This is a genomic window from Brevibacillus sp. 1238 (genome assembly GCF_029892995.1).
GTDB classification, from domain to species: domain Bacteria; phylum Bacillota; class Bacilli; order Brevibacillales; family Brevibacillaceae; genus Brevibacillus; species Brevibacillus parabrevis.
Genome location: NZ_JARXWC010000004.1, coordinates 318237 through 333221 on the forward strand (window position 1 = coordinate 318237; position 14985 = coordinate 333221).

The following is a 14985-nucleotide window of genomic DNA, read 5'->3' on the forward strand; positions in this document are numbered from 1 at the left end:
CATGTTTTCTCCAGCATGGGTGAACCTAGAAGCATCTTCAGTAAAAAGGAGGCATCCGCCATGAGCCGCGGCTCGCTCGTTGCATTGCTGATCGTCTGCCTGCTCGGCTTCGGGAGCACTCCTGCTTTTGCGAAGGAACTGCTCCCTTCCTATGAGCCGATTCACCGCATCGACACGAACAAAAAGGTAGTCGCCCTGACCTTTGATGACGGCCCGGACGCTACCTATACTCCGAAAATTTTGGAAGTGCTCCACAAAAACGGGGTGCAAGCTACCTTTTTCGTCCTTGGCTCCCAGGTAGACAAGCATCCGAAAGTGCTCCAATGGATTTACAAAGCCGGACACGAAATCGGCAACCACGGCTATCATCATTTTGACCTGAATAAACTGACGGAGCACGAGGTGTACGAGGATCTCAAGCACGCTGAACGCTCCATCCTGAAAACTACTGGCATTCTCGCCCAATATTATCGTCCGGCTGGCGGCGTCATGACCCACGACGTCATGAACGCGGTTCAGGCAAGCGGCTACGACATCATCCACTGGTCTGTCGATCCCAGAGACTGGTCACTGGCGAGAACCGCCTCGGTCATTGCCAAAAGCGTGAAAAGCAACGTCTCGTCCGGCGACATTATTTTGTTTCACGATGGTGGCCTGAACCAAAAGCAGACGGTGGCTGCCCTGCAAGAATTGATCAGTGATCTGCGCGCGCAAGGCTATCGCTTTGTCACGGTCTCTCAGCTGCTCGACGCGTCCAAGTAAAAGGCACCGTCGCGATCGCTTGCGGCGATGCAGCAGGTGCTGTTTCTTTTAAGCAAGCACTTTTCCCAGGAAAGAACGCAGGCGTTCATGGCTGGTGTTGTCAAAAAACTCTTTGGGACTTCCTTCAGCCATGATAATGCCTTGATCCATGAAAATGATGCGGTCGCCCACTTCTTTGGCAAATCCCATCTCATGCGTGACTACCACCATGGTCATTCCTTCCTTGGCCAAGCTTTTCATCACGGCCAGCACTTCTCCTACCAGCTCCGGGTCAAGCGCGGAAGTCGGCTCGTCAAACAGCATCACTTTTGGATTCATCGCAAGCGCTCTGGCGATGGCGACCCGCTGCATCTGCCCCCCTGACAGCCGCTCCGGATAAACGTCTGCCTTGTCCTGCAGCCCCACCTTTTCCAGCAATGCCAGTCCTTGCTTGCGAGCTTCCTCATGTGCGAGCTTTCTGACCTTGATCGGAGCGAGCATGACATTTTCCAAAACCGTTTTATGCGGAAACAGGTTAAAGCGCTGAAAAACCATACCTACTTCTTCCCTGACTTTGTTGATGTCTGTCTTGGGGTCCGACAAGTCGTGACCGTTGATGACGACTCTTCCGCTGGTCAATGGCTCCAGCTGGTTCAGACAGCGCAAAAAGGTGCTTTTGCCCGACCCGGACGGCCCGATGATGCACACGACCTCCTTTTCCGCCACCTGTGTCGTAATTCCTTTCAAAACCTGAAGCTCTCCGTAGCTTTTGGTCAAATCAGTCACTTGTATGATCATTGTCATCCCCCTATTGCAGTTGCTGCGTTCGCTGTATTCCACAATCATATTGTACCGCAATATAGAAGCAATTGCATGAATACTCTTACTTCTTTTTGGTATTCCCGGCAATCCGCATTTTTCCAACGCCCGTCCCAGCGTAATGATTCCCTTCGCTGCTCATCCTAAAGGGGAGGTGGTTTTCATGCATCGTAAAAAATGGGTCGCCCTCCTGATCGTGCTGGTTGTCTTTTTCGCAGGCATTACCGTGGAAGGCTTGGCTGGAGGGTATGAAGAGCTGGCCGACAATCCCGGATTTGCCTGGGAAGAAAATATTGTGTACGGCTCAGGCAGCAGCAAGATCGTGCAGTTGTTCGTAAACGGCGTCATTTCCGGGGAGCCAAACGCAACCGGGATGCCCTCCATGGCGGAGCTGCTCGCCGAACAGTTGCGGAGAGTCGAGGAAGATGAGCTGGTCAAGGCGTTGGTGCTCAGGATCGACAGTCCCGGCGGCGAGGTTGTCGCTACCGATGAGCTGCACACCCGTCTTTTGCGGCTCAAACAGCTCCGCGATATTCCGATTGTCGTCAGCATGGGCTCCACAGCCGCGTCAGGCGGGTATTATTTGGCGACGGCTGGAGATTCGATTTTCGCCAATCCGAATACATTGACCGGAAGTCTAGGCGTCATCTTCTCGCTGGTGAACTACAGCGAAGCGGCTGCCAAGCTGGGAGTCAAGCAGTTTGCGATCAAAAGCGGGCGGTACAAGGATATCGGCAGTCCGGCACGTCCTTTGACCGAGCCTGAGCGGCAAATTTTTCAGTCGCTGGTGAATGAAAGCTACGGCAAGTTCGTCGACGTGATTGCAAAAGGCCGCAATCTCTCGCGCCAGCGCGTGCTGGAAATTGCCGATGGACGGGTGTATTCCGGCGAGCAAGCCAAAAAGCTCGGGCTGATCGATGAGTTCGGCGATTTGGAAGAAGCGACCCGGCATGCTCTCTCCCTCTCCGGGGAGCAAGTTGCCATGGTCGTGCGCTACAGTGATCAGCTCTCCATCAGCAAGCTACTGTTCAGCTTGAAGCAGCATTGGTCCAATCCGGACCCGCTTGGAATCGGGAACATTTTGCAGCGCCAAAGCTCTCCCCGACTGTTGTACCAATTTATCCCTTCGTTTTGATAAAGGAGTGAAACGAATGAGCGATCCAGATGCCATTCAAGCTTTGGAAAACAGTCAGGAGCCGCCGCGCGAGCATCAGTTTGCAGGCTTTTGGATTCGGGTAGCTGCTACTCTCTTGGACTCGCTGTTTTTGGTTGGCGTGAGCATGCTGGTTTTCAATCCGCTTCGCCGCAATCTCGGCGTATCCGGCGACTTTCTTTCGCTGATCGATCTGTTGGAAGCGCTGTTCGGTCTGCTTTATTTAGTTCTTTTGACATGGTGGACAGGTCAGACGCTGGGCAAGCAAATTATCGGCATCCGCGTCATCAGCGCCAGGCACGCTCGCGGCAGGCTGACTGGCGGACAAGTCATTTTGCGCGAGGTGCTTGGCAAGCTGCTTTCCTCGCTCGTCTTTTGCATCGGCTACATGTGGGTGGGCTGGAATCCGCAAAAGCAGGGCTGGCACGACTTGCTCGCCAAAACGTACGTCATATGGGATCGCAAATGACAAGCCTCCACTCTTGCAGTGGGGCTTGTTCCTTTTTTCGACATAAATTGCATCCTTAGCCTCTGTTTTTCGCCTGTGCATACACCGATACTTGTATCAACCAAAGCTTTTCCATCCGAGGAGGTAGACAGATGAACAAGAAAAAAGTAGCCAGCATCCTCGCCTTTGGCCTTTCCCTGGCGCTGTTGGGTCAGCTGCAGCCCACTTTTGTGACAGCGGCTTCCCCTGTCTCCACCCAGCAAGCTGCCGTCAAATCCGTGTCGACCTACGGGATTGCGCTCGGAATGACTGCCGCGCAAGTCGAGCAAAAGCTGGGCAAGCCAGCACGCAAAGACCCGAGCCACACAGGAGTGGAATGGTGGATTTACAATCGGGACTTGAACCATTACATACAAGTAGGCATCCAGAACGGCAAAGCCGTCACGCTGTTTTCCAACGGAGCGAATGTAAACGTCGGGGGAATGACCATCGGTTCGACCACGAAAGCTTTGCAAGATGCGTGGGGAGCGCCGAAAAGCACTTTGCCGATCACGTCTGGCTTGCGCATTCAGGAAAATACGCTTAGCCATCCGACCTATATGCAAAACAATCAGGTATTCACCTTTTCCATCGACCAATTGGGCGGAAACAAGGTCGCAGGTGTCCGCATCTCTACGCCCGAGCACTTTGCCACTATTGCCATGGGCTTGATGTATCCGATTGTGTACACGGAATTGCCCGCTGCACCCAAGCTGACGGATGCGCAAATCAAGCAAGTGGCAATCGCCTATGAGAAAGAAAATTTTGACTTGCTGAACGTAGCGCGGCAGCGTGCCAAGCTGCCTGTCCTGACGTGGGACGAGCAGGTAGCAGTCGTCGCCCGTGCGCACAGCAACGACATGGCGCAGCATAATTATTTCAGCCACAATTCGCCGACGACCGGAAGCCCGTTTGACCGCCTGAAAAAAGCGGGCATTCGCTACAGCTATGCGGGAGAGAATATCGCCTACGGCCAGTTGGACGGCATTGAAGTCCACATGGGCTGGATGAACTCCTCCGGGCATCGCCAAAATCTTTTGAATCAAAACTACAAGCAATTGGGCGTCGGTGTCGTGATCAAAGCCGGTCAGCCGTTCTACACGCAAAACTTCGTCACCAAATAAACGCTATAGCCAAGAAAAACACGCCAAGGACTGACCTGGCGTGTTTTTTGTGGGCAAAACGTCGCGACGTCCTGCCTGAACGTTCATGTAACGGAGCGTGTCTACATCTGCAAAAATCGCTCGCCAAGCCAACTACGGCTGGGCAGCAGCGTTCGCAGCAGGAGGATTCGCGGGCGGTGTCTGGCCCTCGTCAGAAAAGAACGGGATAACGACCAGACTGAGAACGAAAAACAAAATCCAGACGAGTCCCCGCTTGAATATGCACGGAGTCAGCATCGGGTCAACCCCTTCCACAAGCATTTCTACTTTATTCATACGCTTCCCTCCCCTGCGCCCGTTTATGCTTTTTTTCCGCAGAAAAAAACCATCCCTCGAACAAACACGAGAGATGGCGATCTGGCGTGCCCCCTGTCACCCTTGTTTTTGCAAAGGCAACGAGCATTGTGTATCTTGCGACTTGCTGTTTTTCGCAAACAGGCAGGCTGCGGCAAAAACAACCAGCAGCGCCCCCATTACCCAAAACATCGTCCACGGCTCCCACCACTCCATGAGCACGCCGTTGACATTCGGCGCGAGAATGCTGGCCACGCCGAAATTGATTCCGGCAATGATGCCTGCGGTCGGCACCATCGCCGCAGGCAAAATATCGGCGGAATAGGCCAAACCGAGCGAATAAAATGAACCGACTGCTGCTCCGGCAATCGCCAGCAAAAGCATCATCAGCCAAACGTTTTCCCCGGCGAGCGGGAACAGGAAAAAAGCAACTCCGCCGACGATGGCGCAAGCGAGCATGACTTGCCTGCGGCCGATCCGATCGCTCAAAGTGCCAAGCGGCATTTGCAAAATGATGCTGCCTACTACAAACGCCGGAAGAATAAGCGATACCCATTCAATCGACAGCCCGGTGCGCAGCGCGTAGACCGGGAAGCTGCCGTTCAAAGAAGTCTCCATGAATCCGTACAAGAAGGAAGGAATCAGGGACAGCCAACCGATGCGCAAAACCGTGGCGTACTTGTTCTGTTTCTTTTCCGCCTGCACAATCGCTTCGGGAAACTCGTTTTGAATCCGCAAGATGAGCAAAAAAGCGATGGCGTACAAAAACAGCAGCACGCCAAAAGGCACCCACAGCCCCAGCGGCAACAGATTCAAGCCCAGCGGCCCGATACTGAAGCCCACTCCGTACGCCAAACCGTACAGGGACAAGTCGCGCCCGCGCGTTTGCGGCGAGGCGATCTTCGTTACCCACATTTGACTCGAATAGTGCAAGCTGGTATCCCCGATCCCCATCAGCATCCTGAGCACGAACCACACGGCCAGATGGCTGAACAGCGGAATCAGCCCTGTCGCGACGGTAAGCAGCAGCATCCCCCACAAAATCGTGGATCGGTAACCAATCCGCCGGAGCGGAATTTCCAGCAAGGGCGAAACCAATACCATCCCGATGTACAGGGCGGCGGCGTTCAGTCCGTTCATGACAGATGACACGCCCTGCTTTTCCAACAGCACAGCCAACAACGGAATGCTCAACCCTTGGCTCAGTCCAGCTATGGCTACCACCAAAATCAACACCCAGAAGGTGTAGCGCGATGAAGACATGGTGTTGAAGCTCCTTTCTCTCCAAAAAACCTCTATCCACCCAGTTTAACAGAAACACTGCCCTGTTGAAGCTGGTACATTTTTTGATACAGTCCATCCTGCGCCATCAGTTCCTCGTGATTGCCCCGCTCCACAATTTCTCCCCGGGAGAGGACGAGAATCTGGTCGGCATGCTGAATCGTCGAAAGCCGATGGGCAATGATAAACGTCGTACGTCCACGCGACAGGACGTGCAAAGCTTCCTGGATCGCCAGCTCTGTTTCGCTGTCGATACTGGCGGTCGCCTCGTCGAGAATCAGAATGGCCGGATCGGCAGCCAGCGCGCGGGCAAAAGAGATGAGTTGCCGCTGACCAGCTGACAGCGTCATCCCGCGCTCCACGACTGGTTCCTCGTAGCCGTTCGGCAGGCGGGTAATAAATTCGTCAGCCCGCACCGCCTTGGCTGCCTGCACGACATCTTCATCCGAGATCGTGTCGTCGTACATGCGAATATTGAAACCGATCGTACCCGTAAACAAAAACGGATCTTGCAGCACAAGCCCTACATGACTGCGCAACGAATGCGTATCGATCTCGCGCATGTTTTGCCCGTCAATCAAAATGCTTCCTTTTGTCACCGGATAAAAACCGAGCAGCAGGTTCATCAGCGAGCTTTTTCCCGATCCGGTATGACCGACTAGCGCGATCGTCTGACCAGGCTTTGCCGTGAACGAGACGTTTTTGAGCACGTAGTCATCCTCGTTGTAAGCGAAGGATACTTGGTCGAAAACGACTTCCCCGCGCGGCCGCTCGATTTGCTTGCCGGCCTGCTCCGTTTCCGGCGCCGTATCCAAAATATCGAACACGCGAGCTGCGGCGATCGTTGCCTGCTGCATTTGCGACAGACGATTCATGATCATGTTGATCGGCTCGAAAAAACGTCCCATGTAATCGACAAAGGCGAACAGCGCCCCAAACGAGATGACACTGTGAAAAGACGCGGAACCGTAATACCAGATGATCACCGTCAGGGCGATTTTCCAGATCAAGTCGACAGCAGGCCGCAGCAAAAGAGATTCCAGGTTGATCTCCTTCATCCGCATCTTGAAGTAGCTCTCATTCACCTGCGCGAACTCTTCCTGCACGCCTTTTTCGCGGCGAAACGCCTGGACAATCGTCATGTTTTGAATCATTTCATTAATAGTGGCATTCATGTCGCCCAGCTTCGCCCGAATCACCGCATAGTAGCGCGAGCTGTACTTTTGGTATACATAAATCAAAGCGACGAGCAGCGGAACCGTCAAACAGCAAAACAAAGCGAGCTGCGGCTGGAGCACGAACAGCGCGATCAAAATCCCGACCAAATAAATGCCGTTCTGGACAAAAGTAGCCAGCACACTCACGTAAAGCTCGCGGATCGCTTCGGTATCGTTGCTGACGCGGGAGACGAGCGAGCCGACAGGTGTCTTGTCAAAAAAGGACACCGGGAGCTTTTGCAAATGAACGAACAACTTCATCCGCATGCGCTGAATGATGCGCTGGGCGGTCGTCTGCAACCACAAAATCTGGATGTAGTTGAAACACGCCGACAGCAAAATCAGCGCCCCGTACCCGACTGACAGCCAGATGATCGGCTGCACGTCGTTTTGATACAGCGCCAGCACTTCGTCGGCTGTCAGCTTGATGCCCGTCAACGTCGTTTCCGTTCCGTCAGCAGTTTCCGTCGTTACCGCAAAGCGCTCCCGGCCATTTTCCGGCTCGACTGGCGCAAACTTCTTTTCCGTATTTTGGGCATTCTCACTGAGCTTGCCCTCCATTAAATAGTACGTAGCTCCTTCGGAAAGCACGGTCATTTCTGCGCCTCGGACGCTTTCCCGAGTCAACCCCGCCTCCTGGAGCGCATCTTCGCGCATATAATACCGATCCTGGATGGCGACCGCTTTTTCGGCTGACGCTTGCGGCCGTTCTTCCAGCTGATACCACGGCTTCTGGATCGCCAAAATGTGATTGTCGATCATCACCTTGGCGAGAAAAGGGCCTGCCAGCTCCGCGCTGGTTCCAAGTAAAAGCAGGAACAGCGCTCCCCATATTTGTTTCTGAAACGGCCGGGCAAATTCAACCAGCCGCTTCCAGCTTTTTTCTTTACTCACGAAACGCTCTCCCTCCCTCTATGCCGATTTATCCAGCAACGTCTTGCTCCATCTGCTGCCTGCGATACTGCTCGGCGTACCAGCCGTTTTGCTGCATCAGCTCGGCATGTGTTCCCCGCTCGACAATTCGCCCCGCATCGAGCACGAGAATCAGTTCGGCATGCTGGACGGCAGACAGGCGATGCGCCGTAATAATCGTCGTCTTGTTGGCACGCTCCTGGCGCAGATGGCGCAAAATCGCCTCCTCCGTGCGTGCGTCAACCGCCGACAAGGAATCGTCCAAGACGAGGATGCCCGCATCGAGCAGCAGGGCGCGGGCAATCGAGATTCGTTGCTTTTGTCCCCCGGAGAGCGTCACGCCTTTTTCCCCGACCATCGTTTTCAATCCTTCGCGGAATTGCATCAGGTCGCTCTCCATTTCCGCCAGCCGCATCGCGTGCAGCACTTCCGCCTCGCTCGCACCCGGCTTGCCGAACGAGACGTTTTCCGCAATCGTGCGGGAGAACAGCAAGTGCTCCTGGGGCACATACGCGATCTTTTGCCGCAGCGTATCAAAAGACAGCTCCTCAATCGGCACGCCTCCGACGAACAGCGTCTGACTTTTCATTTCATACTGGTGCAAAAGAGCGCGGCACAAGGTCGATTTCCCGCTCCCTGTCCGGCCGACAATGCCCAGCGTCTCCCCTTCGCCCAAAGAAAACGTAATGTCGGACAGCGCCAGCTTGTCACTGCCCGGGTAGGCAAACGAAAAGTGGCGAGCTTCTACTGTATGGGGTGTCTCTGCCGCAATCGGATGGTCAACCTCGTGCACATCGGGCTGCTCCACAAGCAGCTCGGACAGACGCTTGTGGGACGCGCCGCCACGCTGCAACACATTGACTAGCCAGCCAAAAGCGAACATCGGCCAGATCAACAGCCCGAGGTACAGGTTGAAGGCGACCAGTTCCCCCAAAGAAATCGCGCTCGTAAAGACAAGGTATGTTCCATAGCCAAGCCCGATCAAAAAGCTGAAACCTATAATGATGGCAATTGTCGGCTCGAACAGGGCGTCGATCCGCGACACGCTGACGTTTCGCTCCAGCGTTTTCTCGCTGACTCTTCTGTAGGCTTCAATATCTTCCTTTTCCTGCACAAACGCCCGCAGTACCCGCACGCCGGAAATCGACTGCTGGACGTGATCGTTCATCTCGCCGAACGCTTCCTGCGCCAAGTAAAAGCGCTCATGCAGCAAGCGGCCGTAATAGGCAGTCGACCAGGCCAAAAAAGGCATCGGAATCAAAGCGGCGAGCGTCAGCTTCCAGTCGATCGCGGTCACCATGACTCCGAGCGTCAAAAGCGTCATGAACAACGAATCGACCAGCGTGAGCACTCCGGTACTCGCCGTCTGCTCGATGGCGGGAATGTCGTTGGTTGCCACAGCCATCAAATCACCGCTGCGCTTGCGATGGTAAAAAGACGGCGTCATCCGGGTCAAATGCCCGAAAAGCCGCTCTCGCAAAGTTCGCTCCAAAATCAACGCGCCGCCGTTCAGCAAATACCTCCAGGCAAAGCGCATCGCGTACAGCCCGACCCCAAGCGCGAGCAAAATCGTGACTGTCCGCGTCAAGTCTTGGGCAGTCAAAGAGCTGTTGCGCATCGCGTCGACAGTCTCGCCGATCAGCCGCGGCGGCCAGAGCATCAAAATGTCGATGAAAAACAAAAAGGCTATGCCGATCGTGTACCGCTTCCAGTGGGCACGAAAAAACCAGGATAGCTCCTTGAGTGTCTTCAAGCTAATCACCTCTTTTTATCGAGCAAAAAAGGGCGTGCGAATCGCGCAGCCCCTTTTTGCTTCCTTCATCGTAATTGACTGAATTTTCTTTGTCAATCTACCTTTTTTGTCTGGCTCTTTCCTGCCATTCTTCCTTCAACATGCTGTACACGGCATGGTCGACAAAATGGTCATACAAAAACTCATTGCGCCGCAGGATTCCCTCCAGTTGAAAGCCGAGTCTCTCGGGGATCGCTCTGCTTTTCGAATTGCCTGTCGCCGCCTGAATCGTGATTTTCTCCAAGTTCCATGAACCGAAAACAAGGTGATCCATATACGCCGCCACTGCTTTGGTCATCAGCCCCTTGCCCTGAAAGCCGGCGCCAAGCCAATAGCCCAGTGATGTCTTCTTGTTGATCCAGTCCAGATTGTGCACACCGAGAGTCCCGGCCATCCGACCGTTATACCAGATTCCGTAGTGAATCCCTTGATTGTCGTCATACTGTTGAATCGTTCTTTGGATGAAATAGCTCGTGTCATCCTCGCACTTCGTGTAATTCAGCCAAGGCAGCCACTCTTTGAGGTAGGATCGGTTCGTATCGGTGAGCCAAAACATTTCGCTGGCATCCGACAACTCCAACTGTTTGAGAAATGCTTCTTCGGAAATCGGGATCGTTCTCATGATAACCGCTCCTCCTTCTCATTCGCTTTCAACGGGCAAGCAACTTCTTACGCTCGATTATGCGGCTGGTTCCATAATTTAGCAAGAATCAGACGATCTATTCCTGAAAAAAAGCGCCCGCCATAAAAAGGCAGACGCTCCTGATACGACGGACTATTGTTTGCTTTTCGCGATCTCTTCCGGCTTGAAAATGCCCGTCTCTGTCACAATTGCGGTAATGTACTGGGCTGGCGTCACGTCAAACGCCGGATTGTACACCTTGATATCATCCGGTGCTACCTGTTTGCCCAAGCCGTGTGTGATCTCTTCTGCCGGACGTTCCTCAATCGGAATTTCCGCACCTGTCGCCGTCGCCAGATCGACAGAGGACAGCGGCGCCGCTACATAGAAAGGAATGCCATGCGCTTTTGCCAAAACGGCTACTCCATACGTGCCGATTTTGTTGGCGACGTCGCCGTTGGCCGCTACACGGTCTGTTCCCACGACAACGGCCTGCACTTTGCCTTGCGACATGACCATAGCTGCCATGTTGTCGCAAATCAAGGTGACGTCAATCCCAGCCTGCTGCAATTCATAGGCGGTCAGGCGAGCGCCTTGCAATACGGGGCGCGTCTCGTCGGCGTATACTTTCAAATCCCACCCGCGTTCTTTTGCCAAATAGAAAGGAGCGGTAGCCGTACCGTATGCAGCAGTAGCCAGCGCACCCGGATTACAGTGTGTAAGCACGCCCATGCCGTCTTGCAACAGCGTCAGCAAATGTTCGCCGATCGTGCGACATACTTCTGCGTCTTCTTTTTGAATCGCCAGTGCTTCGTCGAGCACAGCTTTTTTCAGCTCGTCAACGGGCAAGGCGGAGTTTTGTTGCACGCGTGCTTTGATCCGGTCAAGCGCCCAGAACAGATTCACAGCAGTTGGCCGGGACGTTCCCAAATAGTCTGCCTGGCTGTTCAGCTCTTGCCAAAACTGTTCATACGTTTGCGCTTCGCTGCCGCGGATTCCCAAATACAGTCCGTAGGCGGCGGCCATGCCGATTGCCGGTGCTCCGCGCACTTCCAGGCGGCGAATCGAGCCCCATACTTGTTCGGCGGTCGTCAGCTGCAAATAAATCGTTTCTACTGGCAAACGCGTCTGATCAAGCAAAACGAGTACGTCGTCTTCCCACTTGACTGGCGTTGTTTGTGTACTGGTTGTCATACTGTCGTTGCCTCCTGATAGTAGCGTGCGGTTACGTTGCGGACGATGTCCGTGATGTCTGTCGATTCCTCAATGTCGTTGCGTCCGAGAATCAGCGCTTCCCCGATCGCCAGCGCCAGTCGTTCTGCTTCGGCGCGTTTTTCGGCGTCTGCGATGGCATTCAGATCAGCCACTCCTGCCAGGCCGATCACACGGCGCAAAATTTTGCATCCGGCATAGCCTGCCGTATCCTGAATCAGTCGTTTCACGTAGCTTTGCCACAAGCCCTCGACATGAGCGCTGCGTTCTTTAGCCTGCTTGTGCCAGAGCTGGACAAACTGGGAAACAAATTCGTTCCAGACATCTTCAACCGTTTCCAGTAAGTATTCGCGGTAGGAGTCGCGTTCTCCTTGGTCATTTTGCAAGCCGTGCTGACCGGCGTAGTTGAGCAGCAGGTTGGCGATAACGGCACCGATGTCAAAACCGATCGGCCCGTAGTAGGCAAATTCGGGGTCGATCGCTTTCAGGCTGCTCTCGGTGATGAAGATGCTGCCTGTGTGCAAATCGCCGTGCAAAAGTGCTTCTGCGCGAGTCAGGAAATCGAATTTCAGCTTGGCGATTTCCAGCTTGAGCGGCTTGTTGTTCCAGATGGCCTCTACTTCTTTGCGGATCAGCGGGTTAAAGTCGTTGGTCGGCGCATTTTCATACGGGTCGGTAAAGACGAGATCTTCTGTGATTTTGCATAATTCCGGATTTATGAATGTTCCGACTAGCGCTTTTTTGTCGTACGGATGCGCCCCCAAATCGGATGTGTAGAACAAGGTTTGCGCGAGAAAACGTCCGATCTGCTTCGGAAAAAGCGGGTAGCGCTTGCCCTCAATCAAGCCTTTGCGCATGATGACGTGGTCGCCTACGTTCTCCATCACCGTCAGCGCCAGCTCCTGATCGAAGTGGTATACTTCCGGCACCAGGTCAGGCACGTATTTGTGCTGGATGCGGAGCGCTTCACTCTCGATGCGGGCACGGTCAATCGTCAGCGGCCATGATTCTCCCACGACTCTCGCAAACGGCAACGCTTGCTTCACGATGACTTTTTTTCCGGTAGCCGGCTCCTGGATATCGAACACGAGGTTCAGATTCCCGTCACCGATTTCGCGGCTGGTCAGCTCTGCTCCTTCTGTAAACAGACCCGGCAAGCCTTTTACGTACTCTACTGCTTCCTGCTCAGTCAATGCGCGGTATGCCATGATTGATTACTCCCCTCACAAATCGTTTTTTTCTCTATCTCGAACGGAATGACAAAATGGTCAGGAATCCGTGTCCAAACGCACAAAAAAGACCTCTTTCCCGAAGAAAAGAGGTCGCTGTCGCCACGTATAATAAACGTGTCATGTCCCCCTTATCTTCCAGACCACTTTTGTTTCTGCAGGAATTAGCACCGTGCACGTCGCTTTTTGTTTCAGCCGCTGCTCGCGTTGAAATAGCGTCGTGTCGGTTGCCGGGTATCATCGGGCCAGTCCCTCCACCTTCTCTGGATAAGGTATCCAAACGTATGCGGTTTTGATTTAGTTTGAATCATACAACCTGCCGTTCCACGATGTCAACACCCTTTTTTCGCAAACCGCGCTTCTCTCCTACCAGACGTGCTGAGTGCCGGAAGCAGCCGGGCGATCCCAGTTCCACCAGTCAATTTGGCCGACAAAGGCAGCGGTAATCGACTTCTCATCCTTGAGTTTGAGCAGTTCCTTCGTCGGTCCGGTCAGGACTGCTCCGTAGAGGCGAACGCCTTTTTCCTGCAAGTAGCGATAGCGCTCCTCGACTTGCGGATCGCTTCGCGAGACCAAATATTGTCCCATGTCGCGCGCGAGGCTTTTTTGCTCGACAAGGTAGGCCATTTCCCCCAAAAAGGCTGCCATCCGTCGGCTTCCTTCTCCGTTGACCTGAATCGGAGCCGCTCCGTAATTCAGCTCGTGCTCCGCAAATCCCCATGCTTCTCCCGGCCCCAAGAGCAGGTAGCCGTCTTTTTGGTCTTCGTGCCTGGCTTCCACTCCGGTGTCCACTGCCAACCAGACCGTATCCTGGTTGGCGGAGCTGATGTAGCGGGAGATTCGCTCATAATACTGCTCGTACGTCAAAAAATCAGCAAAAGAGACAGCCAACTGGGCAACGGTTCCTTCGGGGAGCTTCTCCAAAGTCGTCCAGGCTGGCGTGCGCCAATGCGCCAGTTCGTCTGCGTCCGGTTTTTGCCCGCTTTGAAGCGGATAGCGGAAAAACAGCTTTTGCTCCCTCACTCCGTTGGTCCATTGCGGCTTGGCGTTGACGTTCCACAACACGTTGGTGCTTTCAAAGCGGCCTGCGTTTTTGATGTCCGCCCCTACTCGCTCGCGAAGCTCCATCTGGATGCTGCCGTACAGCAGTCCCACCTGCGCGCCGCTGCTGCCCACGCTGACACCCGGCTGCGTAAAATTGACCATGTCCTTCGCTACCCGGTGCAGATCATCGTGCATCGACGACCCTACCCATCCGTTGACGCCCAGAAATACCACGCCAATTACAAACGGGATGGCAAAAGCGTACACGGAACTGAGCAAGCGATTTTTCCATTTTCCCCGCCGGACAATCGCCCTCTGCTTCGCTTCGGAAAGCTGGCTGTGCCCGCCCTCGTCCAGCGCGTCGAGTTCCCGTGGTTGCTGCTCTCCTTCTTCGCCCAGCAAAAGCCGCTCCAGCCGCTCTGCGCATGCCTCATCGGCTGCCAGCTCCTCGCCAAGCCGCTTTGCTTCTTCCCCTGTCAGTTCCCCTCTCAAATAAGCGAGCAGCTTTTGCTCGCGATCATGACCGTTTTGGTGCGTCATGGCCCTTCCTCCTTCCACAGCTTCCGCATCTTTTGCCGACCGCGAAACAGCGAGCGTTTGACGTCCGCCAGTTCGATCTCCAACACCTCTGCCATTTCCGCGTAGGAAAATTGCATGGCTGACAGCAAAATGACCTGTCGTTGCTTGGGCGGCAATTGCTCCAGATGCGCATATGCCTCTTTCCACAATTCCTGAGCGACCAACAGTTCCGCCGGGTCGCTCGCGGATGCGTCCGGTCGTTCCGGCATCTTTTCCATGTAGTCGACCGGGCGGCGCTTTTGCTTGCGGTGCCAATCGATAAAAGCGTGGTAAGCGACCTTGAACAGCCATGGCCTGACCTTTTCGCCGCGGTAGTCTTCCAGGGAGGCATACGCCCGGAAAAAAACCTCCTGCGTCAAGTCCTCCGCATGCCTGGTATCGCGTGTCAGCCGGAAAAGGTAGCGGTATATGTCGTTTACGTGCATCTGGTACACATACTC

14 protein-coding genes and 1 riboswitch are annotated in these 14985 nt (G+C 54.3%); of the genes, 4 read left to right on the plus strand and 10 right to left on the minus strand.

Annotated features, from left to right (window positions below; genetic code table 11):
* The first annotated feature begins 60 nt into the window (after nt 1–60).
* Complete coding sequence (locus tag M2298_RS12470; protein ID WP_122964434.1) at nt 61–762, plus strand: polysaccharide deacetylase family protein; 702 nt, start codon at nt 61–63, stop codon at nt 760–762.
* A 48-nt stretch (nt 763–810) separates the two neighbouring features.
* Here M2298_RS12470 and M2298_RS12475 read toward each other — a convergent pair whose 3' ends face one another.
* Nucleotides 811–1539, minus strand: coding sequence for an amino acid ABC transporter ATP-binding protein (locus tag M2298_RS12475; RefSeq protein WP_083955624.1), 729 nt, complete (start codon nt 1537–1539; stop codon nt 811–813).
* Between the two features lie 184 nt (nt 1540–1723).
* On the opposite strand from M2298_RS12475, the gene sppA reads away from it, so the two are divergent.
* The 3 genes from sppA (at nt 1724) to M2298_RS12490 (ending at nt 4324) form a co-directional block, all read left to right on the plus strand.
* A complete protein-coding gene (gene sppA, locus M2298_RS12480; protein ID WP_280648578.1) occupies nt 1724–2695 on the plus strand; it encodes a signal peptide peptidase SppA in 972 nt (323 codons plus the stop codon).
* Nucleotides 2696–2711: 16 nt separating this feature from the next.
* Nucleotides 2712–3182 carry an RDD family protein gene (locus tag M2298_RS12485; RefSeq protein WP_122964432.1) on the plus strand — a complete coding sequence of 157 codons (471 nt, stop codon included), beginning with the start codon at nt 2712–2714 and terminating at the stop codon, nt 3180–3182.
* Between the two features lie 131 nt (nt 3183–3313).
* Nucleotides 3314–4324: a CAP domain-containing protein gene (locus M2298_RS12490; protein WP_280648579.1), complete on the plus strand. Its 1011-nt coding sequence runs from the start codon at nt 3314–3316 to the stop codon at nt 4322–4324.
* 132 nt (nt 4325–4456) lie between these two features.
* On the opposite strand, the gene M2298_RS12495 is transcribed toward M2298_RS12490, so the two are convergent.
* From M2298_RS12495 to M2298_RS12535, 9 genes are all read right to left on the minus strand, one after another.
* On the minus strand, nt 4457–4639 hold the full coding sequence (locus M2298_RS12495; protein ID WP_122964430.1) for a hypothetical protein: 183 nt from the start codon (nt 4637–4639) through the stop codon (nt 4457–4459).
* Nucleotides 4640–4735: 96 nt separating this feature from the next.
* Complete coding sequence (locus M2298_RS12500; protein ID WP_255679265.1) at nt 4736–5956, minus strand: MFS transporter; 1221 nt, start codon at nt 5954–5956, stop codon at nt 4736–4738.
* Nucleotides 5953–8049 carry an ABC transporter ATP-binding protein gene (locus M2298_RS12505; RefSeq protein WP_280648580.1) on the minus strand — a complete coding sequence of 699 codons (2097 nt, stop codon included), beginning with the start codon at nt 8047–8049 and terminating at the stop codon, nt 5953–5955. Before M2298_RS12505 ends, M2298_RS12500 begins: the two co-directional genes overlap by 4 nt.
* A gap of 28 nt (nt 8050–8077) precedes the next feature.
* Entirely contained in the window at nt 8078–9820 is a 1743-nt protein-coding gene (locus M2298_RS12510) for an ABC transporter ATP-binding protein (RefSeq protein WP_280648581.1), read from the minus strand.
* A gap of 97 nt (nt 9821–9917) precedes the next feature.
* Nucleotides 9918–10481 carry a GNAT family N-acetyltransferase gene (locus M2298_RS12515; RefSeq protein WP_122964426.1) on the minus strand — a complete coding sequence of 188 codons (564 nt, stop codon included), beginning with the start codon at nt 10479–10481 and terminating at the stop codon, nt 9918–9920.
* Between the two features lie 153 nt (nt 10482–10634).
* Nucleotides 10635–11675, minus strand: coding sequence for an S-methyl-5-thioribose-1-phosphate isomerase (gene mtnA / locus M2298_RS12520; RefSeq protein WP_173596712.1), 1041 nt, complete (start codon nt 11673–11675; stop codon nt 10635–10637).
* The gene (gene mtnK, locus M2298_RS12525; RefSeq protein WP_122964424.1) at nt 11672–12901 is read right to left on the minus strand and encodes an S-methyl-5-thioribose kinase; all 1230 of its coding nucleotides are present in this window, start codon (nt 12899–12901) and stop codon (nt 11672–11674) included. The genes mtnA and mtnK overlap by 4 nt, the downstream gene beginning before the upstream one ends.
* 149 nt (nt 12902–13050) lie before the next feature.
* Nucleotides 13051–13196: riboswitch (SAM riboswitch) on the minus strand.
* 92 nt (nt 13197–13288) lie between these two features.
* Nucleotides 13289–14506 carry an anti-sigma factor gene (locus M2298_RS12530; protein ID WP_173596711.1) on the minus strand — a complete coding sequence of 406 codons (1218 nt, stop codon included), beginning with the start codon at nt 14504–14506 and terminating at the stop codon, nt 13289–13291.
* Nucleotides 14503–14979 carry a sigma-70 family RNA polymerase sigma factor gene (locus M2298_RS12535; RefSeq protein ID WP_173596769.1) on the minus strand — a complete coding sequence of 159 codons (477 nt, stop codon included), beginning with the start codon at nt 14977–14979 and terminating at the stop codon, nt 14503–14505. The genes M2298_RS12530 and M2298_RS12535 overlap by 4 nt, the downstream gene beginning before the upstream one ends.
* Nucleotides 14980–14985 lie beyond the last annotated feature (6 nt).